At 45.1% G+C, this 22,269-nt stretch carries 15 protein-coding genes and 1 CRISPR repeat array; of the genes, 7 read left to right on the top strand and 8 right to left on the bottom strand.

Features of this window, described 5'->3' with window-relative positions:
• The first annotated feature begins 214 nt into the window (after positions 1 to 214).
• Both NBH15_RS11190 and NBH15_RS11195 read left to right on the top strand, forming a co-directional pair.
• Positions 215 to 3,310 carry a SusC/RagA family TonB-linked outer membrane protein gene (locus tag NBH15_RS11190; protein ID WP_250822690.1) on the top strand — a complete coding sequence of 1,032 codons (3,096 nt, stop codon included), beginning with the start codon at positions 215 to 217 and terminating at the stop codon, positions 3,308 to 3,310.
• A gap of 34 nt (positions 3,311 to 3,344) precedes the next feature.
• On the top strand, positions 3,345 to 4,952 hold the full coding sequence (locus tag NBH15_RS11195; RefSeq protein ID WP_250822691.1) for a RagB/SusD family nutrient uptake outer membrane protein: 1,608 nt from the start codon (positions 3,345 to 3,347) through the stop codon (positions 4,950 to 4,952).
• A 143-nt stretch (positions 4,953 to 5,095) separates the two neighbouring features.
• Here the strand turns inward: NBH15_RS11195 and NBH15_RS11200 are convergent, their stop codons facing one another.
• On the bottom strand, positions 5,096 to 5,776 hold the full coding sequence (locus NBH15_RS11200; protein ID WP_007653611.1) for an ABC transporter ATP-binding protein: 681 nt from the start codon (positions 5,774 to 5,776) through the stop codon (positions 5,096 to 5,098).
• 51 nt (positions 5,777 to 5,827) lie between these two features.
• Entirely contained in the window at positions 5,828 to 8,170 is a 2,343-nt protein-coding gene (locus NBH15_RS11205; RefSeq protein ID WP_250822692.1) for an FtsX-like permease family protein, read from the bottom strand.
• A gap of 176 nt (positions 8,171 to 8,346) precedes the next feature.
• Here NBH15_RS11205 and NBH15_RS11210 point away from each other — a divergent pair, with 176 nt between their 5' ends.
• The 5 genes from NBH15_RS11210 (at position 8,347) to cas3 (ending at position 14,949) form a co-directional block, all read left to right on the top strand.
• Positions 8,347 to 8,871, top strand: coding sequence for a response regulator (locus tag NBH15_RS11210; protein WP_007653607.1), 525 nt, complete (start codon positions 8,347 to 8,349; stop codon positions 8,869 to 8,871).
• Positions 8,868 to 9,701, top strand: a complete 834-nt coding sequence (locus NBH15_RS11215; RefSeq protein ID WP_250822693.1) for a sensor histidine kinase — start codon at positions 8,868 to 8,870, stop codon at positions 9,699 to 9,701. Before NBH15_RS11210 ends, NBH15_RS11215 begins: the two co-directional genes overlap by 4 nt.
• 284 nt (positions 9,702 to 9,985) lie before the next feature.
• Positions 9,986 to 10,372 carry an HU family DNA-binding protein gene (locus tag NBH15_RS11220; protein WP_250822694.1) on the top strand — a complete coding sequence of 129 codons (387 nt, stop codon included), beginning with the start codon at positions 9,986 to 9,988 and terminating at the stop codon, positions 10,370 to 10,372.
• A gap of 156 nt (positions 10,373 to 10,528) precedes the next feature.
• Positions 10,529 to 12,601, top strand: coding sequence for a BT4734/BF3469 family protein (locus tag NBH15_RS11225; protein ID WP_250822695.1), 2,073 nt, complete (start codon positions 10,529 to 10,531; stop codon positions 12,599 to 12,601).
• Between the two features lie 128 nt (positions 12,602 to 12,729).
• Positions 12,730 to 14,949, top strand: a complete 2,220-nt coding sequence (gene cas3 / locus NBH15_RS11230) for a CRISPR-associated helicase Cas3' (protein ID WP_250822696.1) — start codon at positions 12,730 to 12,732, stop codon at positions 14,947 to 14,949.
• A 137-nt stretch (positions 14,950 to 15,086) separates the two neighbouring features.
• Positions 15,087 to 16,697: direct repeats of the CRISPR family, unit length 32 nt; unit sequence GTTTCAATCCACGTACCTCTATAAGATACGAC.
• A gap of 172 nt (positions 16,698 to 16,869) precedes the next feature.
• Here the strand turns inward: cas3 and cas2 are convergent.
• The 6 genes from cas2 to cas5c are packed head-to-tail and all read right to left on the bottom strand — an operon-like array spanning position 16,870 to position 22,178.
• Positions 16,870 to 17,160, bottom strand: coding sequence for a CRISPR-associated endonuclease Cas2 (gene cas2 / locus NBH15_RS11235; protein WP_005651106.1), 291 nt, complete (start codon positions 17,158 to 17,160; stop codon positions 16,870 to 16,872).
• Between the two features lie 4 nt (positions 17,161 to 17,164).
• Positions 17,165 to 18,199 (bottom strand): type I-C CRISPR-associated endonuclease Cas1c, encoded by a 1,035-nt coding sequence (gene cas1c, locus NBH15_RS11240; protein WP_250822697.1) that lies wholly within the window; start codon positions 18,197 to 18,199, stop codon positions 17,165 to 17,167.
• Positions 18,200 to 18,202: 3 nt separating this feature from the next.
• Complete coding sequence (cas4, locus tag NBH15_RS11245) at positions 18,203 to 18,871, bottom strand: CRISPR-associated protein Cas4 (RefSeq protein ID WP_250822698.1); 669 nt, start codon at positions 18,869 to 18,871, stop codon at positions 18,203 to 18,205.
• Positions 18,868 to 19,734 carry a type I-C CRISPR-associated protein Cas7/Csd2 gene (gene cas7c / locus NBH15_RS11250; RefSeq protein WP_250822699.1) on the bottom strand — a complete coding sequence of 289 codons (867 nt, stop codon included), beginning with the start codon at positions 19,732 to 19,734 and terminating at the stop codon, positions 18,868 to 18,870. The genes cas4 and cas7c overlap by 4 nt, the downstream gene beginning before the upstream one ends.
• Positions 19,735 to 19,746: 12 nt before the next feature.
• A complete protein-coding gene (gene cas8c / locus NBH15_RS11255; RefSeq protein WP_250822700.1) occupies positions 19,747 to 21,501 on the bottom strand; it encodes a type I-C CRISPR-associated protein Cas8c/Csd1 in 1,755 nt (584 codons plus the stop codon).
• Positions 21,498 to 22,178, bottom strand: coding sequence for a type I-C CRISPR-associated protein Cas5c (cas5c, locus tag NBH15_RS11260; protein ID WP_250822701.1), 681 nt, complete (start codon positions 22,176 to 22,178; stop codon positions 21,498 to 21,500). The genes cas8c and cas5c overlap by 4 nt, the downstream gene beginning before the upstream one ends.
• Positions 22,179 to 22,269: the final 91 nt, after the last annotated feature.

Here is a 22,269-nt window from a genome sequence, read left to right on the forward strand (position 1 = left end):
GTCGTCCCTTTAGAGTTAATATGTTGAAATCATGCTGTTTGTGAAATAAGAAAAGCCATAGTTCTGTAAGAACTGTGGTTTCATAGAAATAAGATTTTTACAGAAGGAGTAAATGTTAATACCATGAATGAGGTGAATCTATAAGTAAAGTGAGTTAATCTCCTTAAATCTTATTAATAAAGTTACTAGTATTATTAAACAAAAAGCAATTGTTATGTTGAAAATCGTAAGACCAGTCAGCCTTTTGTTGTTGTCAGCCACATTGTGCTCCGGAGGGACAGCACATGCTTCCGACAGTACGACAACACCTAAAGTTGACATTTCTCAGCAACAAAAGAGTTTAAAAGGAACAGTTAACGACGATTTCGGCCCTGTTGCCGGTGCCTCTGTTGTCGTAAAAGGAACAACGAACGGTACTGTTACCGACATGGATGGTAACTTCGTACTGGATGTAAAAGCCGGGGATGTGATCCAGATCTCTTTCATCGGCTATCTGACACAGGAAATCAAGTACACAGGACAATCGACTCTTAAAGTTACTCTGGCTGAAGATACGCAAAAGCTGGACGAAGTCGTGGTGGTAGGATACGGAACCCAGCAGAAAGCCAACCTGTCCGGAGCCGTAGCCTCTGTGGCAAGCGAAGAACTGACAAGCCGACCGATCTCGAATGTATCCTCCGGTTTGCAGGGATTGATGCCGGGTGTAACGATCACAGCCGGTGAAGGTCGTCCCGGTGAGGATGGAAGTAATATCCGTATCCGTGGTGTCGGGACGTTGAATAATGCATCCCCTTATATCCTGATCGACGGGATCGAGAGCGGTTCGATGGACAGTATCGACCCTAACGACATCGAAAGTATCTCTGTCCTGAAGGATGCCTCCTCTGCCGCCATCTACGGTTCGAAAGCCTCCAACGGAGTTATTCTGATAACGACCAAACGCGGTAAGACCGGTGCTCCGCGTATTACTTACAACGGATATATTGGTGTGTCAAGTCCGACTGCTGTAATAGACCGCGTCAGTTCGGCCGAATATGCGATGTTGTATAACCGGATCGACGATGATAACGGACAGCCTCACCGCTACAGTGATGAAGACATCCGCCTGTTTCAGGATGGCTCCGACCCGTACGGACATCCGAACACAGACTGGAATGATGCCGCTTACCAAACCGGTGTATTGCATAAACACAATGTAAATATCAGCGGAGGGACCGAGAATACGAAATATATGGCTTCTGTCGGTTATCTGGGACAAACCGGTATTCTTCCTAACTCGGAACGTAAACAATTCAACGGCCGTACGAACCTGGATATGAATATCACGAAGAAACTGACGGTTCGCTTGAATATGTCATATATAAAGAACGACTATAAAGACCCCAACTCCAATTATGGCGGCGGTTGGTCGGACCAGATTATCCGCCAGCTGAATATTCTGAGCCCAATGATTCCTGTTTATAATGAGGATGGAACATATGGTGCAACAAATGACGGTAACCCTATCGCCTGGCTGGACTCCGGACAGACTGTGGACAAATACAACCAGAATTTTACCGGTTCTCTTGCAGTCGACTACCAGATCATAGACGGACTGAAGGCTACAGTGTCCGGTTCGTATGTAAATGACGACCAGCACTTCAAGGCATTTGTTATGAAATTGGATACCGACCCGGCACAGGCCAGTCGTCCGAACAGCCTGGAAGAACGTTTCACCAACTGGTCACGTTACAATTTCGATGCTTTGCTGAACTATGACAAGACATTCGGTAATCACGGTTTGAAAGTGATGTTGGGATATCATGCCGAGAAATATGATGTGCGTTACAACAAGGAATACCGCGAAAACTTCCCGAATAACGAACTGGATGATATGAATGCCGGTGCTACGGCTACCCAAACCAACGAAGGTTTTACCCGCAAACTGAATATGCTTTCTTATTTCGGCCGTGTAAACTACGACTATGCCGGCAAATACCTGCTGGAAGCAAATTTCCGTTCGGATGCTTCTTCCCGTTTCGCCCCCGGACACCGTTGGGGATATTTCCCTTCCTTCTCCGCAGCATGGCGTATCAGCGAAGAGAGCTTCATGGAAAATACAAGAGGCTGGTTGAATAGCCTGAAACTTCGCGGATCATGGGGTATGTTGGGTAACCAGGATGCTTTGAGCGACGGGACACCGACAGGCGGTGACTTTTATCCCTGGTTGAATACGTATAACCTGGGTGCCAACTATCCTTTCGGAAGTGCGTTGACGACCGGTTATTATCAGAGTAATTATAAAATAGCAGACCTTTCGTGGGAAAAGTCAACCACATGGGGTATCGGGATAGATGCAATGATCAATAATAAGATCAGCTTTACTTTCGATTACTACGATCGCAAGACAACCGATATCATCATGGAAGTTCCGGTGCCGACGGAATTTGCGCTGGGTGCTTATAAAGATAATGTAGGTGCCATGCGTAACCGCGGTGTCGAAATGCAGTTGGGCTACAGTAACCAATGGGGTGACTGGAAGTTCGGCGTAGTCGGCAACTTTGCCTATAACAAGAATAAGATAGAAAACCTGGGAGGTGTTAACCGTATGTCTGACGGCGACTTCATGCGTCAGGTCGGTTCTCCTATTAATTCCTGGTTCGTGTACAGAACAGACGGTTTCTTTCAGTCGGACGAAGAGGCACAAGCCTGGATGGATAAATATGCCGGTCAGGACGGATATCCGTTCGGCCTGAAATTTAAAGGGGGCGACCTGAAGTATGTCGATATCAACAATGACGGTAAGATCACTGCCGAAGACCGTGAACTCTATAAGACAAAAGATCCGGTGATGACATTCGGCCTGAACCTGAACGGTGCTTATAAGAACTTCGACCTGACGCTTAACTTTACCGGTGCGGCAAACGTCGGTTTCGCTTATACCAAAGAAGCCTTCGGTGAATTTTCCGGCAGTGCCGGCCACCCTTCAACAGCCTGGCTGGACTCATGGATACCCGAAAATAAAGGAGCAAGTATGCCCCGTGTGGCAGAAGCCCGTAAGTCACCGAGTGAAGCATCCTTTGTCATGTCTGACTTCTGGATCATGAATACGAGTTATCTGCGTCTGAAGACTGCACAGTTAGGCTACACCTTCCCGAAAAGCCTGATAGAAAAAGCCGGTATTCAAAGCCTGAGGATTTATTATTCGGCAGAGAACCTGCTGACATTCGATTCTATGCCGTTGAATGTAGACCCGGAGACAGTCAGCACCCGTTTGTCAAGCTATCCTTTGTCTACTACCCATTCATTCGGAGTAAATGTTACGTTCTAAACTATTAATGACTATCTAATATAAGTTGAATTTTATGAAACGATTATCAATATATTTAATGGCCGGAGCAGCGTTTTTATCTACATCCTGCTCGGACTTTCTGGATACGGCTCCACATGATGCATTGTCTCCTTCCACCACCTGGAAGACCGAAACGGATGCTGAAAGTTTCGTGGTGGGATGTTATAACGGTCTGTGGGATCCGACCGCCATTCTCTATCTCGATTGTGGTTCAGATATTGCTTACAATAACTTCCCGTGGGAAGGTTGGCGCCCCTGGGGTGACGGTTCTTTGTCAAGCTCCAACCCCGGCAGTTCATTTTATAGCTTCACGACTATCCGCCGTTGCAATACCGTGCTGGATAATATCGACAATGTAACATTCAAGTCGGAAGCAACGAAGAATGACCTGATAGCACAGGCGAAAGCGATTCGTGCTTATAAATACTTCCAGATGAACTGGTGGTATGGCGGTGTGCCTATCATCGGCTCTTATCAGTCAGCCGAAGAAGCCCAGGTACCCCGTAATACCGAAGAAGAAGTTCGTCAGCAGATAGCCAAAGACCTGGAAGATGCTTTGACGGGTATTAATACGACACCGGCTGCCCGCGGACGCATCGGCAAAGGTGGTGTACTGGCAATAAAAATGCGTGAGGCATTGTATTATGGAGAATGGCAGAAGGCTAAAGAGGCTGCCCAGGCCATCATCGACCTGAAGCAATATGAACTGGAACCCGATTATTCCAATTTGTTCAAGCTCACTGGCACAGATTCGAAAGAGGTGATCATTGCCGACCAGCGTATCCCTAATACATTCGGTTTGGGAGTGATCGGCCAGATGTATAATAATGTAGATGGCGGTTGGTCCTCTATCGTCCCCACCCAGAACCTGGTGGATATGTATGAAATGACAGACGGTAAAACGAAGGAAGAGTCAGCCTTGTATGATGCGGCTCATCCGTTTGCCAACCGCGATCCCCGTATGGCGATGAGTATTCTTTATCCGGGACAGGACTGGAGAGGTTCGGTGCTGAACACGCTGGATAAAACGCTGGCGGATAAATCGGATAATAAGAACTATCCTACCTACACCGATAATGCTTCGAAATCCAGTCTGACCTGGGCGAAATATCTGGACCCCATCGACCAGTATCCCAATATGTGGAGTACCGGAACTTGTGTGATCGTGTTCCGGTATGCCGAAGTTTTGTTGTCGTATGCCGAAGCGGAGAATGAATTGAACGGTCCTTCCGCCCAGGTATATGATTATCTGGATCAGATCCGTACCCGTGCCGGCATGCCTGTTGTGGACAGAGCCAGATACAGCACGAGAGAAACATTGCGTGAGTTGATTCGTCGTGAGCGCTGCATTGAATTGGCGGGTGAAGGTCTGCGTCGTGCAGATATTCTGCGGTGGAAAGATGCCGCAGGAAAGATGTTGGCCGAAACATTATTGAACGGTCCGTTGTACCGTATCGTCGGTACTATCGATTACAACGAGACAGATCCTTATAAACGTGCCGTCGTAACAGGCAAGGACCTGATTGAAAACCGTGAGTTTGCAGCCAAGAACCGTTATCTGCCGATCCCGCAGGATAGCATGGATAAGAATCCGAACCTGAAACAGAATTCCGGTTACTAACGTATCATTATGTTGAAACTACCGGAACGAATTTCCTGGTAATCCAGTTGATTAAAGTTAAGGGCTAATGTGGAAGGCTGTCGGATATGAATCCCGCAGCCTTCGTTTTTGACTCCCCCGGCACAAGCAAGTCCAATCCTGATTCAAAGTATTCCATCCAACTCATTGACAATTTGTCCGTCGAAAAGATTGATGATATAGTCGGCGTATGTGGCATCGTGCTGCGAGTGTGTCACCATGACGATAGTCGTTCCTTCGGCATTCAACTGACTGAGCAGTTTCATTATTTCGAGGCTGTTCTTGGAGTCGAGGTTGCCGGTCGGCTCGTCGGCCAAAATCAATTTAGGTTTGCCTACCACGGCGCGGGCGATGGCTACTCGTTGCTGTTGGCCTCCGGATAGTTGTTGCGGGTAATGTTTGGCGCGTTGGCTGAGGCGCACTTTGCGCAGGATGTCTAGTACCTGCTGCTTGCGTTCGGCTTTGGGTACGCCAAGGTATTTCAGTTGGAGGTCTATGTTTTCTTCCACCGTCAGCTCGTCGATGAGGTTAAAACTCTGGAATACGAACCCGATACGTCCTTTGCGGTAACGGGTTCGGTCTTTCTCTTTCAAGTGTCCCATTTCTTCCCCATCCAACAGGTAGCTGCCTTCGTCCGGGTTGTCCAGCAGGCCGAGAATATGCAGCAAGGTCGATTTGCCGCATCCGCTTGGACCCATGATGGCGACGAACTCGCCCTTTTTCACTTCCATGCTTACGCCGTTGAGTGCGATGGTTTCTATTTCTTCCGTTCGGAAGCTTTTGCTGAGATTCTTTATTTTAATCATGACTTGTTTCGTTTTTTTTGTAATGATGTTACCTGTTATATACTGTTGTATTTATTCCGTCCGGATGCTTTTTATAGGGTTGCGGCGGGCGACTTTCAAAGTTTGACTAATGATTGACACGAAAGCGATAATTATGGTTGCCAAAACAGCCGCGGCTATGAGGTGCCACGGGAAGGCGATGCGGTTATAGAATGACTCCAAACTGATTTGAACCGCTTTCAAACTGATGGGCAGGGCGAAGCAGGCGGCAAGCAACGAGAGCGTCATGAACCGTTTGGAAAGTTCCCATACCGCACCGCTTGTTTCGGCTCCCATCACTTTGCACAAGGCAATCCGCTTGCTTTGCTGTTCGGTGTAGCTTATCGACATGGCAAACAGTCCCATGGCAGAGATGAGGATGGAGATGGCCATGAAGCATAGGACGAGCATCACGACGTTCTTCTCGTGTGTTAAATCTTTGTTCAGATAATCATCGATATAATCGGCTTCCAGGTCTTTCGGCATCCCGATCACCTCTTTGGACACTTCCCGACAGGTATGGCGGATGGCGGCCAGGGCTTCCGACCGGTCACCTCGGGTCCGGATTACCTGGTTGATCACGTAGCCTTGCGGGTCCATCACCCTGACCGCTCCGTGCGAATCGGGTGTCGGAGTGCTTAACGCCATGAGTGAACGGTAATCACGGATAACTCCACAGACGTTATACCGGTAGCCGCTCTCGTCGCCGTTCTTCCCGAAATGGGGGGTGTCGGCCGAAAGGTTATAACGGCGGCAGGTCTCTTCCGTTACCCAAACCATACCGGGTAGCGGGTCTGACCAGCGTTCTGCTACTTCGAAGCCCAACATCCGGAATGCTGTGCTGTCCACATCCGATAGGTGGAGCCATGACATTCCCTCTTCGTCCGGCTGGCGTACGCCATCGTGGCCGCTGACGAAAGGCAGTTTCCGTGCCAACGCCACTTCTGCCACCTGGGGCAATGCCTGCAAACGTTTCTGGAGGATGGCTTGTTTGTCGTAGGTCGCTCCTAAATCCCAGGCCCGTACAAAGACCAGATCGGTATTATAACCGGTCGGCAGGGTAGCAAGGTAGTGTATTTGGACGGCCATTGTCAGCCCCAACGCAATGAGGAACGTGCTGATCACGTTCTGCACGATGATGAACAGGCGGCTGAATAGTTGCTTGTTCTGCAAGCGGAAGTTCCCCTTTACAATATCTATCGGGCTGTATTTACGGATGATGAGAGCCGGTAGTAATCCTGATATGCCGGTGATTCCGGCCAACAACAACAGGGCGTAGGCGACCGTTGCGGGAGAAAGCGATATGGCGATTTGGGTAGAGAGCAAGTATTCGAAATAGGGTTTGGCAATGACGGCAATGAGGCATCCGCCGATGAAGCACCCGGTTGTGAAGATTGCCGACTCGGCGAGATAGCGCAACACGATTTGCCCGGCAGAATCGCCCATCAATCGTCGAGTCGCCATCTCATGTGCCCGCTTGCCGGTTTGCGACACGGTCAGGTTGATGTAGTTGAAGACGGCCGAAAGGAGCAAGATTATCGCGATGGCCAATAAGATTTGAACCTGTTTCCGTGTCCCGTTGCGGAAAGGAGTGTTATGGTTCATGGGGGAAAAGTATATTTCGTCCATGCGTGTGAGTGATGAACCCCACGCAAAGGAGTTCGTGCTGTTGTCTTCTTTCCAATAATCCCAATAACTTTTATAACTGTCGAGCAGTTTTCGGGTGACGTTGGCGGGTGTTGCCCCTTCCGCTAACGTGACGAACGTTTGGGTCTGACCGAAGTTATCCATCCAGGCATAAGTCTTTTCCTCCAGTTTGATAGAGACCAGGAGGTCGACCGGTTTCAACAGTTCTGTCGGATCGAAGGCCGGGAGAATCCCGATGACCCGTAGCGGTGTTTGGTTCAGGTACATGATTGTGCGTCCGATAGGATTTTCATTACCGAATACTTTACGGGCGAATGGTTCGGAGATGACGGCCTCGTCTGTTCCGCTTAGCGCCTTGTCGCGGTTGCATCCGATGAGCGAATAGCCCAGCATCCGGAAGAAGTTGGAATCGACGGCAAGGCTGTTTGCCTGGTAGTAGTTGTTGTCTATGGTCAAGTCCGTCAACTCGCTGTTGATGAAGCGTGTCCATTCTTTTATTTCCGGAATGGAAGGGAATAATTCCGGGGCGGTACCGACTGTCATACCGATGTCATTGCCGTAGCCGATGGCATACAATTGCTGGGAGTATGGCTGTTTGTTACCGATATTGAATTCGGTTTTAGCATATAGTGTTAAAAGGAGGACGACTCCCAATGCGATGGCCAATCCGAAGAACTGGATAGCCGTGTAGAGCTTGTTGCGGCTGAGAAAAGTGAAGTACGATTTCATCTTTGTTCATTGTTTTGTTTGTTGCAAATGTATAAGGTTGCCGGCATTCGGCAATGGATGGAAAGCGCGGTTAGAGCAGTTTGTATGAAAATCATACACCTGTTTGTATGATATTCATACAGCCTTTTTCCGTACCTTTATCCCCGATAAATGAAGGTAATCTAAACGAATCGGATATGGCAAATTACAGGACGATATTGGTGGTGGATGATAATCCGGCGATTCTTACGGCAGTCAGGATCTGTTTGGCCGGTGAGTTTGATAAAGTATTGACGCTTGTTTCTCCCGACACGCTTCTTACGGTATTGGCACAAGAGGAGGTGGATGTGATTTTGCTCGACATGAACTTCACGCAAGGGGGAAACTCCGGACAAGACGGCTTGCTTTGGCTTCGGGCAATCCATAAGAAACATCCGGCCATTCCGGTGGTGCTGGTGACGGCATACGCTGATATCAAATTGGCGGTGCGCGGGTTGAAGATGGGAGCGGCAGACTTTGTTACCAAGCCTTGGGACAACCAGGAGTTGATCCGTGTCTTGAAAGATGCGATTGATGCCGGCCGGAAAGTGGTTTCGTTGGAACAAGTCGAGGCGGAACATGTGCATAAGGTCGTGGAGCGTTGCCACGGCAACATCAGCCGGGCTGCCGAACTGTTGGGGATTACCCGGCAGACATTGTATGCTAAAATGAAAAAACTATGATTCTGATACTCTCTTTTTTAGTGGTCGTTGTTGTCTTCTTCGGATGGTTCTATCGTCATCAGGTGTTGCTGAGAGACCGGGCGCATCTGATGCGTGAGGCGATTCGCAACGAAGAGTTCACGTTCCGTCTTCCTGTGAAAGGTCTGTTCTTCGGAGAGCGGGCGTTGCAGGAAGCCCTTAACGAAACAGGTAAGGATATAGGCGTGCTGCTTGCCCGCAACGAAGTGGAATCGTGGCAACGTCTGACTCGTGTGCTCACCCATGAAATCATGAATGCCACGACACCGATAGCCAGCATCAGCCAGGCCTATTTGGATAACCCGGCGATTGCGGGGACGGTTTACGAGGAGGGAGTCCGTGCCATTCATGACACCAGCCGGGGGCTTGCCCTGTTTGTGGACAGTTACCGGAAACTGGCAGAGTTGCAGGAGCCGGTTCTTGTGGAGATCCCATTGGCCGCTTTCGTGGAAAGAATTCGGACGCTTTATCCGGATTTGGAGTGGCATATTTCCATCCCTTTGTCTGCCACGATGTTTACGGATGAGAATATGTTGCGCCAAGTGTTGATCAATCTGGTTAAGAATGCCTGCGAAGCCGGGGCGACGGCTATGGATGTGCGTTGGAATAAGGAGTTGTGGATCAGTAACAACGGTGCACCTATTCCGGCAGATGTCGAACGGGAGATTTTTGTTCCGTTCTTTACAACCAAAAAGAATGGTTCGGGTATCGGCTTGTCACTTTCCCGGCAGATGATGGTTCGGCAAGGCCGGGACCTTTGTTTGGCTGAACGGCCTGTGCCCGGTTTCCAGGTGACGTTTATTGTGTCTTAGTTTGAAAAATCGAAGTGTTGTTATTAACATGAACGGCAATAGAAGATAAAAATATAGGATAAACTATTGTATATCTCCTTATATTTTATACCTTTAGTCCTGACTTAGTAATATCATCCTGTACACCCTGGCTGATTATCCTGTACACCCTGGTCGGCCAGCCTGTACACCTTATTCGATTATCCTGTACAGCCTGGTTTTACTAACTAGTAATCAATGATATAAAAGGTAGTAACCTTTGAAATAACTAGTAGTAATATTAAATCTAACAGAAAGGGAACCGTATGGCAGTAAGGTACAAACTCACAAAAATCAATGATAATATTACCAGCAAAGAGCAGGTAAAGTATTCGGTTACCACCGTAAGTTATGGTAATGTAAACCTCGATATGCTGGCAGAACAAATGGCCGATGCCAGCACCTTCACGTATGGGGATGTTAAAGGGATGATCGAAAATCTGACTTTATTGATATCGGAAGCCTTGAAAGAAGGTAATACGGTGACGATCGACGGTCTGGGCACCTTCTCGGTGACCGCTCAGCCGAACCGCGATGTGGAAGAACCGTCTAAAATCCGCGCTGAATCCATCAAACTGAAAGGGATAGGCTTCAAACCCAGTCCGAAGCTGAAAGATCGGTTGAGCGATATTGAGTTTACGAGACTGAAATAAGGTTGTACATAAAGTTTCAGGACAATATTTGCCATTTGCAATATTGTCCTGCAATATATTGTATAATAGAAATTTAAACCATTGCAAATGCCTTTTTTATTTGCAATGGCGTTTGCCATTTGTCATATCATAAGAGGGGTGAAAATAAAATATACTATGTACATTACACAAACAAAGAATGGGGGTAAAACCTTTAAAAATATGGCGTTGAGCGTCGTTTTGTGCGGCATGCGCAACGGCGATTACCGTAAGGTAGTGAATGAATACAGGGAGCTCCTGGCTTGTTCGATGCCTGGTGATAAAAGCATACATGCAACAGATCTTCCGGCGTTGTGTTTTTCCGCATTATTCGGGAAAAGAGATAAAAAGGTCGAGTTCCGGTCGTATAACGGACTGGTTCTGGTGGAGGTCGGAAATCTGGCGAATAAGGAAGAGGTGGCGAGAGTAAGAGAGTTGGCTTCACAAGCCCCTCAGACACTGGCAGCTTTTACCGGTTCCAGCGGAAAGAGTGTAAAAATATTGGTACCGTTTGTTTTGCCTGACAGAACATTGCCACGGGACAGGGAGCAGGCGGAATTGTTTCATGCGGTAGCCTATCGGCGCGCCGTTGCCTATTATCAGGCTCAGCTGCAATGCGATATAGAGATAAAGGCTCCCTCTTTAGAGCGGGGATGCCGCTATTCCTTCGATCCTGATTTATATTATAATTTTTCGGCTGTTGCGTTGGTTCAGGAGCAACCGACACAGTTGCCGGACGAACCGACATACCGGGAAATCGTATCGAAAGAAGAAGATCCGCTTTTACGTATGATGCCCGGATTCGACCGCAGCCGTATCATTTCCCGTTTTTATAATGCCTGTATGCTGGATGCATTGGAGAAAACGGGAGGTTTGGATGACGGAAAAGAGGTCAGGCCTTTCCTGACAAAGCTGGCCGAAAATTGTTTCCAGTCCGGGATACCGGAGGAGGATGCGGTTCGCTGGACAAGGGTATACCAGCGTCTGGAACTGTTTGAAGAGGAGATCCGGGAGACCATTCATACGGTGTACCAGCTTTCGAAGAATTTTGGAAAGAAACCGGTGATGCCTCCCGAGCAATTATTGTCTGTAAAGACGGATGAGTTTATGAAACGGCGTTATGAGTTCAGGCGGAATATGCTGGCCGGTGAAGTGGAGTTTCGGGCAAGAGGTTCATATTATATCCGTTTTGCTCCTGTGACGGAGACGGTTCTAAACAGTATCGGACTGAATGCACAGGCTGAAGGATTGGCACTTTGGGATCGTGATGTGAAGCGGTATGTGTATTCCGACAGGGTACCGGTTTTCTATCCGTTGGAAGATTATCTGGAACATTTGCCGGCATGGGACGGGGAAGACCATATCCGTACGTTGGCCGATACGTTGCCGACGGATAATACTGCCTGGCGCGATTTGTTTTATATCTGGTTCCTGAGCATGGTCGCTCATTGGTACCGGCGGGATCATTTGCATGCCAATAGTTCGTTGCCTTTGCTGGTCGGCCCTCAGGGATGCGGCAAATCGACCTGGTGCCGGAACCTGTTACCCCCTTCGCTTCGTATGTATTATACCGATAGCATCGATTTCAGCAATAAGCGGGATGCAGAATTGCTGCTTACCTGTTTTGCGTTGATCAATATCGATGAGTTCGATTCGGTAAGTGCCGCGTATCAGAGTTTTTTGAAGAATGTTCTTCAAAAGCCGGTGGTTAATGCCCGCCAACCTTATAAACGGAGCATTCAGGCGTTGCACCGGTATGCTTCTTTCATTGCCACTTGTAATAATTATGACTTGCTGACCGATCCGACCGGTAGCCGCCGTTTTATTTGTATTGGGATAACCGGGACAGCAGATAATTCTGTATCGGTTAATTATGAACAGCTTTATGCGCAGGCTGTATCGGCTTTAAAGGTAGGCGAACGCTATTGGTTTACGTCCGAAGAAGAATCTTCTACCACTCGTAACAATGATGTGTTCCAGCAGATACCGATAGAGGAACAATTGTTCCTGCAAAACTTCCGTGCACCATTGCCGGGAGAGGAATACGAGGAACTTTTTGCTCTCGAAATACTTCAATACCTGCAAGATAAAAGTGGTATAAAGTTGGGAACTAAACGGTTGACATACTTCGGACGCTTGCTTCAAAAGAATAAGATCCCGTCGCGCCGTACGATGAGAGGTACGTGTTATTTGGTTGTCAGGAATAAATGATGTATGGCAAATGGCAAACGGAATTGCAAATGAAAACAGTGTTTGCAATGCTGTAATTATTTGTTGTGTATGTGTTTATGTTGTAATATTGCAAATGGCAAATAAATTAGTGAAAACATTTATGTAAGATGAAAAAGGAGCAGGATTTTATAGCGCATGTCAGGGTGGAAGATGGCGCTTTTCAGATACAGACGGTTAAGGAACATGCTGTCGGTACAGCCGGTTTAAGCGAATCGTTTGCTGCTGTTTTCGGGGCTGCGGTCTGGGGAAAGCAGAATGGTTGGTGGCATGATATGGGGAAATATACGAAGGACAGTTTTCAACCTTATATCCGTAGTGCATCCGGTATGACAGTGGAACAGAAAGCGGTGAATAAACCCGATCATTCCTCAGCCGGAGCTATGCTGGCAAAAGAGAAATTACCGGGTTATTATCAGCCATTGGCTTATTGTATAGCAGGACATCATTCGGGATTGCTGGACTGGACTTCTTCGGGGGAGGCCAATTTGAATAAACGTCTGTCTAAAACAGATTGTTACCAGGAAATGTTGAAAGATGCGCCGGAAGAGATGCAGGAAGCGGTCGTTTCGCTGAATGCACCTATGATTAGTGATTTTCAGAAAGAAATGCACCAATGGATTCGCATGTTGTTTTCATGTCTGGTAGATGCCGACTATCTGGATACGGAGCGGTTTATGCAGCCGGAACAGGCTGTTTGTCGCGGACAATATGATGCTATGGAAACGTTGAAAGAGCGGTTTGATACACATATGGAATCGCTTACGGCAGGTGCTCCTGCTTCTTTCATCAATGAGAAGCGTGCTGCTATCTTGTCCCGTTGCCGTGAGATGGCGGAAAAGCTTCCCGGCTTTTTCAGTCTGACAGTGCCGACGGGTGGGGGAAAGACATTGGCTTCGATGGCCTGGGCACTCATCCATGCTGTTCGTTATAAAAAAGATAGGATTATCATTGTCATTCCTTATACGAGTATTATTGTACAGACAGCTGCCGTGCTCCGGGATATTTTCGGTGCGGAGAATGTGGTGGAGCATCATAGTAATTTGCAGCTGGATAGTAATGATGAACGGTCTCCTTCCCAGCTGGCAACGGAAAACTGGGATGCTCCGATTATTGTAACGACGAATGTACAGTTCTTCGAGTCGCTGTATGCTTGCCGGACTTCGCGGTGCCGGAAGTTACATAATATCTGTAATTCGGTTGTTATTCTGGATGAGGCGCAAATGTTGCCGGTTGAATTTTTGCAGCCGATATTGGATATCTTGCAGAGCCTGCAATCGTCTTTTAAAACCAGTATTTTGTTTACCACAGCGACATTACCAGTGTTTGCCGGTCATATCGGAACGGGGCAGAAGGCTTTTAATGGATTGAAGAGTCCCGTGACAGAAATTACTTCCGTGCATGATCATTTGTTTGAGGCTTTTAAACGGGTAGAATTGCATTGGCCGGAATCGACCACGACTTTCGATGACCTTGCCGACGAACTGTCCGGATATGATTGTGTACTATGTATTGTAAATACCCGTAAGGAGGCACGGGAGCTTTATCAGCGCATGCCTGAAGGTACTTTGCACTTGTCACGTATGATGTGTTCCGCACATATCATGGAAGTGATAAAATTGATCAAGCAGAAATTGAAGGACAATGAACCTGTCCGTGTGATAAGCACGCAGTTGGTTGAAGCCGGGGTAGATATTGACTTCCCTGTGGTATACCGTGCATTTGCCGGTCTGGATTCAATCATACAGGCGGCAGGAAGATGTAACCGGGAAGGCAAGTTGAACAAGAAGGGTAAGTTGGGGCAGGTCTTTGTCTTCAAACCAGAGAATAGTATTTTACGTGGTTTGATGGGTAAGGGGGCGGCTGCTTTGCGGGAGATGTTGTCTATTTCCGATGGGAGTGACTTGTTTTCCCCGGATTGTATGGCTCAATATTTCCGGTTATTCTATAGCAATTGTAACACCTTTGATAAGGCAGAGATCAAAGACTCTTTATATAAAGGTGCCGGAGAAATGAATTTCCTTTTTGCTACGGCAGCCGATCAATTCCGGTTAATAGACGATAAAGACTCGGTATCCATCTTAGTCGGCTATGGCGATGGCGCAACCTTACTGGAAGAACTGAAGCGGATTGGTCCGGAATTCTGGTTATTACGTAAGCTGCAACAGTATAGCGTATCCGTCAGAAAATGGGATTTCGAACAGTTTCGTAAACAGGGCACTGCGGGAGAGTATGCTGGGATATTTATATTGGAGGATGGAAGGTGTTATGATGAACGTGCCGGGTTGGTTTTGGATGGCGCTTGGGTGGAGGAGTTGCTGTTGGTGTGATAGGTGTTACAGATTGAGTTGATTATAATAAGTGCGTGGATTGAAACGTGTCTGAATTGAAATTGCAACAATAACACTACTCGCATCCTTTACGGGTGCAACGGTTATGCACGTGTATCAACTCCCGACCAATGTTTGTTTTAATCTACGTACCTCTGTAAGGTACGACCAATGGTAACAATACGGTCTCGAATGCTAACGTGTTTCAATCCACGTACCTCTATAAGATACGACGACATATACATCCCAAGGGGTCGCCGTGGACGGTTTCAATCCACGCACCTCTATAAGATACGACTGACAGACGCTGTTAATAAAGCTAAGTCAGAAAAGTTTCAATCCACGTACCTCTATAAGATACGACTTTTAGTCAATATATTAGTTGCGCAAAGAAAAGTTTCAATCCACGTACCTCTATAAGATACGACCTTCTCGGTTCTGCTCTTGGTTTTGGTTCTCAGAAGTTTCAATCCACGTACCTCTATAAGATACGACTGAGCATTATTCGGATTACGATAAACAACATCAGTTTCAATCCACGTACCTCTATAAGATACGACTCTTGTAGTCTTGTATAATAAATGCGAATTGGTCAGTTTCAATCCACGTACCTCTATAAGATACGACCTGCCGGCATGATGATCGAGCAATCTCCTGTATTGCAGTTTCAATCCACGTACCTCTATAAGATACGACAGAGTTATTCTTGTTGACCTAGATAAAGCTGTAGTTTCAATCCACGTACCTCTATAAGATACGACATAACCATCTAGTACTGTTTTGTAACGACCTAAAGTTTCAATCCACGTACCTCTATAAGATACGACGTTCCTGTTTTGGCTCTCTATAACCAGATCGGAGTTTCAATCCACGTACCTCTATAAGATACGACGCATTATGCCTGGCTAAAGGTGTTAGTCGATGTGTTTCAATCCACGTACCTCTATAAGATACGACAAACCTTGAGAGGTATACCGGTCGGTGAGAGCAGTTTCAATCCACGTACCTCTATAAGATACGACGGCTTAAATACCGAACCATATCGTTGACGCTAACGTTTCAATCCACGTACCTCTATAAGATACGACAGGATTTTAATCAGCTTACTGTCCGAGATAGCCGGTTTCAATCCACGTACCTCTATAAGATACGACAGTTTCACCATTTTTTTGTTCAGTGTATAAATGGGTTTCAATCCACGTACCTCTATAAGATACGACAAAAGCAGCCTGCAAACGATTAAGAGCGGTTTGAGTTTCAATCCACGTACCTCTATAAGATACGACTTCCTCCAATATTTCCTCTGTTTGTGCTGATCGTTTCAATCCACGTACCTCTATAAGATACGACCAGCAGTACGCAAACGAGCCATTTGAGCCGTTGGAGTTTCAATCCACGTACCTCTATAAGATACGACATACATGTGAAATAGTTTATGATTACAAAGATCAGTTTCAATCCACGTACCTCTATAAGATACGACGAAATGTGTCTTTTGGCTGGGGCTGAATTTATAGTTTCAATCCACGTACCTCTATAAGATACGACACAGCTTTCTGTTTTGTCTGTAATACAGACAATTGGTTTCAATCCACGTACCTCTATAAGATACGACTTTTCAAATATAGAACATCAAGATATCCAATATGCGTTTCAATCCACGTACCTCTATAAGATACGACTCGTACTCGTTTTCTTCACGATCGGATGATAATTGTTTCAATCCACGTACCTCTATAAGATACGACTGCATTACAAATAACACAAACATTTACAGTTTGTTACCAATATCTTTATGCGATAATAAACTTTTTGGATTCTTTATTGATGAAATAGAGCCAATAGATATGTGCAATAGACTAACAATCAATAAATGCGAAAACCCCGGCTTTTGGGGTAATGCTTAATGTTCGCGAACAGTTATATTATAAGTTCGTCTTCTACATTATAGGATGTGACGACACCTATGTATTCAACCCTTTTGGAATAATTATTTCCCAGGAAATAGAAACGTATACTATCTTTTTTATGATCTATGATATCCGATAGTTTTAATCTTAACTCGGTAAATTGAGCAGGTGAGACAGAGCATTCAAAAACGGAATTCTGGACGCGTTGGCCATAATTCAGGCATTGACGTGCTACCTGACGTAACCTGCGCTGTCCGTCGGAAGTCATCGTTTCAACGTCATATGTAACTAGAACATACATAAAATCACTTCATTAAAAAGACCGGATAATTATCTAAATCGTTTCTCAAAAAACGAGCTAAAAGCATCGCCTGAATATATGGGATAAGTCCTATTGGTACGGATTCATTTAAGTAGGGGTGGATTATTGTCTCTTTTTTTCTCTTCTGCCAGGCGAGTAACACTTCCTTTCTGATATCTTCATCCATTACGATCCCGTTATCTCCGTGTTCAACAAAACCTTTACCGGATATCTGTTTACGATTGATTAAAGACAATACCAACCTGTCTGCCAGATAGGCTCGTAACTCTTCCATCATATCTAACGCTAAACTAGCTCTTCCTGGGCGATCGGTATGTAAAAAGCCTACGTACGGATCGAGCCCTACTGTTTCCAATGCAGACTGTACCTCATGATTCAGCAAGGTATAAACAAATGACAACAGGGCATTTACTTTGTCTTTGGGCGGTCTTCTGTTCCTTCCGTTAAAAGGAAAATCCTCACATTGTGATATGATCATCTGGTTAAATACAGAGAAATAAGTTGTAGCGGCTTCTCCCTCTATACCTCTTAATGTATCGGAGGACTCAGCAACTAAAGCCTGATTCTTTGATCTCTTTAATTTTTCAGATACGGATAAAAACAAGGATAGCTGTTCGTCGGAAGAAATATGATCTCTTTTGAAACGGTCGATAACCGTCCGGGAATTTGCTATCTTTCCGGCAATAAACAGACGGCTGATCTCCAGCGATTTATTTGCATCGTCGGCAATCCTGTATTGTGTTCTTCGCAAAAGGACATTTCCTTTTGTCGGGCCGGAGACTCTACCCTGAAACTGTCCGTTGGCACTTAAAAAACATAACCCTACATTTCTTTCGGCACACATCTTCATTAATGCTGGAGAAGCACCCATATATCCGAATGTGACAATACCTTCTATATTCAAAACCGGAATTCTGAATATATCTTTTTCCTTTACTCTGATTACTACATTTTCTCCATCTTTAGTTAAATAGGCTTCAGGAGTAGTTACATATAATGTGTTCAATAATTTTCTCATATTTTAATCATATAACTGGGACAGGTAAGTATTCACTTTCGGTGTTTTTGTCAGAACTTTAGGCATGCATACGTCACATAATGAACATGACTTGCAATGCGCTTTGTATATTGCCGGCGGAAGGACTTTTTGTTCGTATAACCGGTGCATTTGGGCACATTTATTTTCAACCAGTTTCCGTAATTCTCCGGTAAACGGAACCTCTTCCCGGTGGCGGGTTTCCCCATAATACAAAAAGCCTTTTTCTATGTTGACGTTATACATTTCTTCCAGGCAAATCGCTTGTGCGCATAGCTGGACTTCATCTATCTGGTCTTTTTTAGGTTTACCCCGTTTGTATTCGACCGGAATTAATTGCCAGAATCCCGGATATTTAGGATGTTTTATTGCATTTTGTCCGGAGGAGGAAGCAACCATCTCTACTACATCAGATATTCCATAAAGTCCTAGCCGTCTGGAGACAAGCGTAACAGACCTTAATGTAACTATACCTTTATTACGGTTCATCAAGGTTGGATCATCTACTTTTTGATGCATCCAGTTTCCTTCAATAGTGAGGTTGTTTTCCGCCCACTGCTGTTCGATATGTATAAGGGCCCATTGACGTTCACAGAAAGTTATATGCTGGATTCCGGAAAGCATCAACAGGTCCTCATCTCCGTATTCTATCATATCATGTCCAGAACTTCTACGCCTTCCGGTAGTTTATCCTTGTCGATGGTAACAATATAATCGTCGAACGAACGGGGTGGGCGTTGGTCATCCTTTAGTTGAACCTTCACTAAACCGAATAAGGAATGAGCTGAAGCATTACCTAATGCAGTACTGTGCTTGAATACGATCAATTTGCGGGCATTCATCATTCCTCTGGCTGCTGAATGGTCGTGATCGAACATGTTTTTCAATGAATCCCAGAATAAGTTCAGGTCATCTTCATTGAATCCGGTTTGTGTAGCTAAATGAGCAGAAATAAATCCGTTTGCTTTATATAATCCGTAAGGAACAGTGAATTTACGTCCCATAGTACGGTTATCTCCACTCTGTTTTTTAGCTTCATCTTCCGTTGCCACAGCCATACGGGTTATACTATGTTCGGCAGTAACAATCGGACTGATGGAACGGGCAAAAGTAAATTGGATAGGGCCACGAACCTGTCCGGCATTTTCACCAGTACTTAGTACGGCTCCAAATGTCCTTATGTCATAAAAGTTTCTGCACATCCATTGCCGGGCAGCCTCTGTTTTATCTCCTTTCTCTTTTATATCTTTAACCCCTTCCTGTTTATGAGCTTCAGTGATCAGATTATTCAATACCGCTTTCTCTTTAATAAATATATCATACGGTCTTTCTCCTCCTTTTACTATTTGGACAAAGTTCCGGACTTTACGTTTCAGACAGACATCGGAAACCAGGCCTTCCCCTGTTTCCGGATCAACTCTGGGTAAGTTTCCGGCATCGGGATCACCGTTCGGATTACCATCCTGTACATCAAATAAATAAATGAAGTCGTAACGATTGTTTATTGCTGTTTCCATATTTGTATAGTATTAATTTTTTTCTTTATCTGTTGTTGTTTTATATAAATCTTCTCTTTGATGGTAATAACCGATAGCGAAACGCGACTGGTCGTCCATCGATAAATATTTAGGTAACCCGTTACTATCCAGATCAGTGATAACACTTTGCAATAATTTTTCATAATAAACAGATTTCCCTGTATCAAATTTTGCAAGATGATGTCTGGATAGAGACAACAAGCGGCCGAATACAGTTGTCGGGGTAGTCGACGCTGCACCGTAGTAACGCTCTTTAATCGTAGAATTAGCTCCCGGGATAGCATCACTCTGGATCTTTTCAAGGATAGCAAACAAGCGGCCACATAAGTACGCCTGGTTTTTATTTTCTAAATCTAGTGCCATTTGAATTTCTTTAGGTGGATTATTATGATTTCTGAATTTTCTATTTAAGTAGGCTTTGAGTATAGCGGCTCTGATCGACGTTATATTCCGGTCTGCTTTGATTCGTATCAGACATTGCATCTGCAATGTGGTTGGGTATGGCTGGTTGTCCCATATACTTTGGCTTAAATCGCTGGCTAAGTTAGGCGGCAGATTTTCCATTTTATTTAAGGATGCAACCTGGGTCAGTAAGTTGAATAAAGAAAAATAAACTCTCTGATTTTTGCTTTTTATGATTTCCAAGTCCTTAAAATGTTGTCTGATATGACTGGCAAATTCGCCTACTGTTCCTTGTCGCCAGAATCTTATGGAAATACGGGCGGCATTAGGAGCTAAGCCTAAAATGTAAAAAGGGGTTTCATCCTCATCATTCAATATTCCGGAAGAAAGGGATTGAAGAAAGTCTCTGATAACTTCCGTATTTTTATCCGGATTATCTTTTGAAGGAGGTGCAAACATGAAACTGACACATTGCTCCAGTTTTGTCGGTTTCTGCGACCAGAAAACAACGGATGTGTCGTGTAAATGATATTTGTTGGAGGAGTCTTTTCCTAATAACGTATTTAATGCCGTGGTATAAGCAGCTTCAGCCTCTTTTGAAATAGGCGCGTTCATACCTTGTTCTTTATAATATGAATCGTAACCTGATTTCTTCTGAAAGCCGACCAGCTTTGCTCCGCTTTTGCCTCCGGGTATGGTAATAGCGCTATTGAGTATAGCTATCGGAGCCTTTTTTCCGGTAATAAGGCATATTCCTATTGGTTCATCCTTCTCCGAACAATCTTCTATGGATGATGTTACATCTGGATTTTCGGCTACGATAGTAATATGTCCGGCTACTTTAAAGGATATGTTTGTCCCGTCTTTTTTGATGCATTCTTCCCATAACGGGTCCGTTTTTATACGTTGAAGATTCTCCGGGTTATCGTAAAATCCGGCTACAGCCTGAATGTCTTCATTGGAAGGATGCATTTCGGCAAGTCGCCTGACTTCCTGAACAAAGGATTTATTTTGTTTAGCGGCATCATCCAGTGCTTTGGGCATTCCTTTATCATCTGTATTTTTAGGTTGGGCTAATACATATCCGAAATGGTCCCAAAATACATTTGCAGTTTGCCAACTGTTGCTACCGGTACGTCCTTTACTTTTAACAACCAGATATTTTTTTGCTCGTTTTTGTTTTCCTACCCCCTCGGTGGTATCCTGTAGTTCTAAAAACCTTCCTTTTTTATCTATCAGAATAAGATAAGGAATTTCTTTCCATTCTAATCCGCGGGGAGCGATGGTGCTCTCCGGATCAGCGGCTTTACGCTGGTAGTATTCGTATAATGCTTGCAAAATCATCGGCGTACCTCCTCACTGTTAATGGATGGAACGACCAAGACTCCTTGTTTCATTATTGCACGGAAAAACATTGGTTTCGGATCTTTTTTGTTTGTGAAATCCATATCATATAGCATATATCCTAAATCGCGGTCTTCGGGTATTCCGTCTCCTTTTACCGGATTTTCGATGTATGTGAAATCTGCGGAGAACTCACGGCAACCTAAATAGGGTTGATTGAAACATTGTCCTTTTTTAGCTCTGCGCTCGAACATTGCATTATATTTACCTGGATTTTCGTCAGAAGCCCCTGCTGTCGCTTTCGACTTATCTTCTTCTGTTCTATTCCTTATAGGTATAAATTCCAGTTCTGCGAAAATCCTGTAACAGACATCTTTCAGTAATAAACTGGATTTTTGTTGCCGGTTATCTTCAATGAATAACCCGGATGCACGAGGACTCATCAGGTTTCCGACCTCATTCCTTTTAAAGGAAAACCATTTAATGGGATTTAAAACTTCTATCCGAGTTATGTTCCATCGTATAGCTGGCTTCCAAAAGATAGCTTCAAAGATAGCACGTGCAGCAGAGGGAGTTATCACATCATAGCTGACTCTTTCGACTTTCATTTCAGGTCTGGTAAAACAGGCCATGTTTCCTTTAACCTCAAGACAGTATTCTTTATTCGTGTATATCATAAGTTTAGGTTAACAATTAATAAATAATAATATAGGTGTCCACACTTTGAGAAATATACTTTTTCTGTTATTCTTATTTCACAAAGTTATG

It is taken from the genome of Parabacteroides caeci (assembly GCF_023656795.1).
GTDB lineage: Bacteria > Bacteroidota > Bacteroidia > Bacteroidales > Tannerellaceae > Parabacteroides > Parabacteroides segnis.

Excerpts from the sequence above, each read along its gene's own strand:
- NBH15_RS11190 (WP_250822690.1), top strand. The coding sequence starts at position 215 with ATGTTGAAAATCGTAAGACCAGTCAGCCTTTTGTTGTTGTCAGCCACA.
- cas2 (WP_005651106.1), bottom strand. The coding sequence starts at position 17,160 with ATGTATGTTCTAGTTACATATGACGTTGAAACGATGACTTCCGACGGA.
- NBH15_RS11225 (WP_250822695.1), top strand. The coding sequence starts at position 10,529 with ATGTACATTACACAAACAAAGAATGGGGGTAAAACCTTTAAAAATATG.
- NBH15_RS11205 (WP_250822692.1), bottom strand. The coding sequence starts at position 8,170 with ATGAAATCGTACTTCACTTTTCTCAGCCGCAACAAGCTCTACACGGCT.
- NBH15_RS11200 (WP_007653611.1), bottom strand. The coding sequence starts at position 5,776 with ATGATTAAAATAAAGAATCTCAGCAAAAGCTTCCGAACGGAAGAAATA.
- NBH15_RS11220 (WP_250822694.1), top strand. The coding sequence starts at position 9,986 with ATGGCAGTAAGGTACAAACTCACAAAAATCAATGATAATATTACCAGC.
- NBH15_RS11215 (WP_250822693.1), top strand. The coding sequence starts at position 8,868 with ATGATTCTGATACTCTCTTTTTTAGTGGTCGTTGTTGTCTTCTTCGGA.
- cas8c (WP_250822700.1), bottom strand. The coding sequence starts at position 21,501 with ATGATTTTGCAAGCATTATACGAATACTACCAGCGTAAAGCCGCTGAT.
- cas5c (WP_250822701.1), bottom strand. The coding sequence starts at position 22,178 with ATGATATACACGAATAAAGAATACTGTCTTGAGGTTAAAGGAAACATG.
- cas4 (WP_250822698.1), bottom strand. The coding sequence starts at position 18,871 with ATGATAGAATACGGAGATGAGGACCTGTTGATGCTTTCCGGAATCCAG.
- NBH15_RS11195 (WP_250822691.1), top strand. The coding sequence starts at position 3,345 with ATGAAACGATTATCAATATATTTAATGGCCGGAGCAGCGTTTTTATCT.
- cas7c (WP_250822699.1), bottom strand. The coding sequence starts at position 19,734 with ATGGAAACAGCAATAAACAATCGTTACGACTTCATTTATTTATTTGAT.
- cas1c (WP_250822697.1), bottom strand. The coding sequence starts at position 18,199 with ATGAGAAAATTATTGAACACATTATATGTAACTACTCCTGAAGCCTAT.
- cas3 (WP_250822696.1), top strand. The coding sequence starts at position 12,730 with ATGAAAAAGGAGCAGGATTTTATAGCGCATGTCAGGGTGGAAGATGGC.
- NBH15_RS11210 (WP_007653607.1), top strand. The coding sequence starts at position 8,347 with ATGGCAAATTACAGGACGATATTGGTGGTGGATGATAATCCGGCGATT.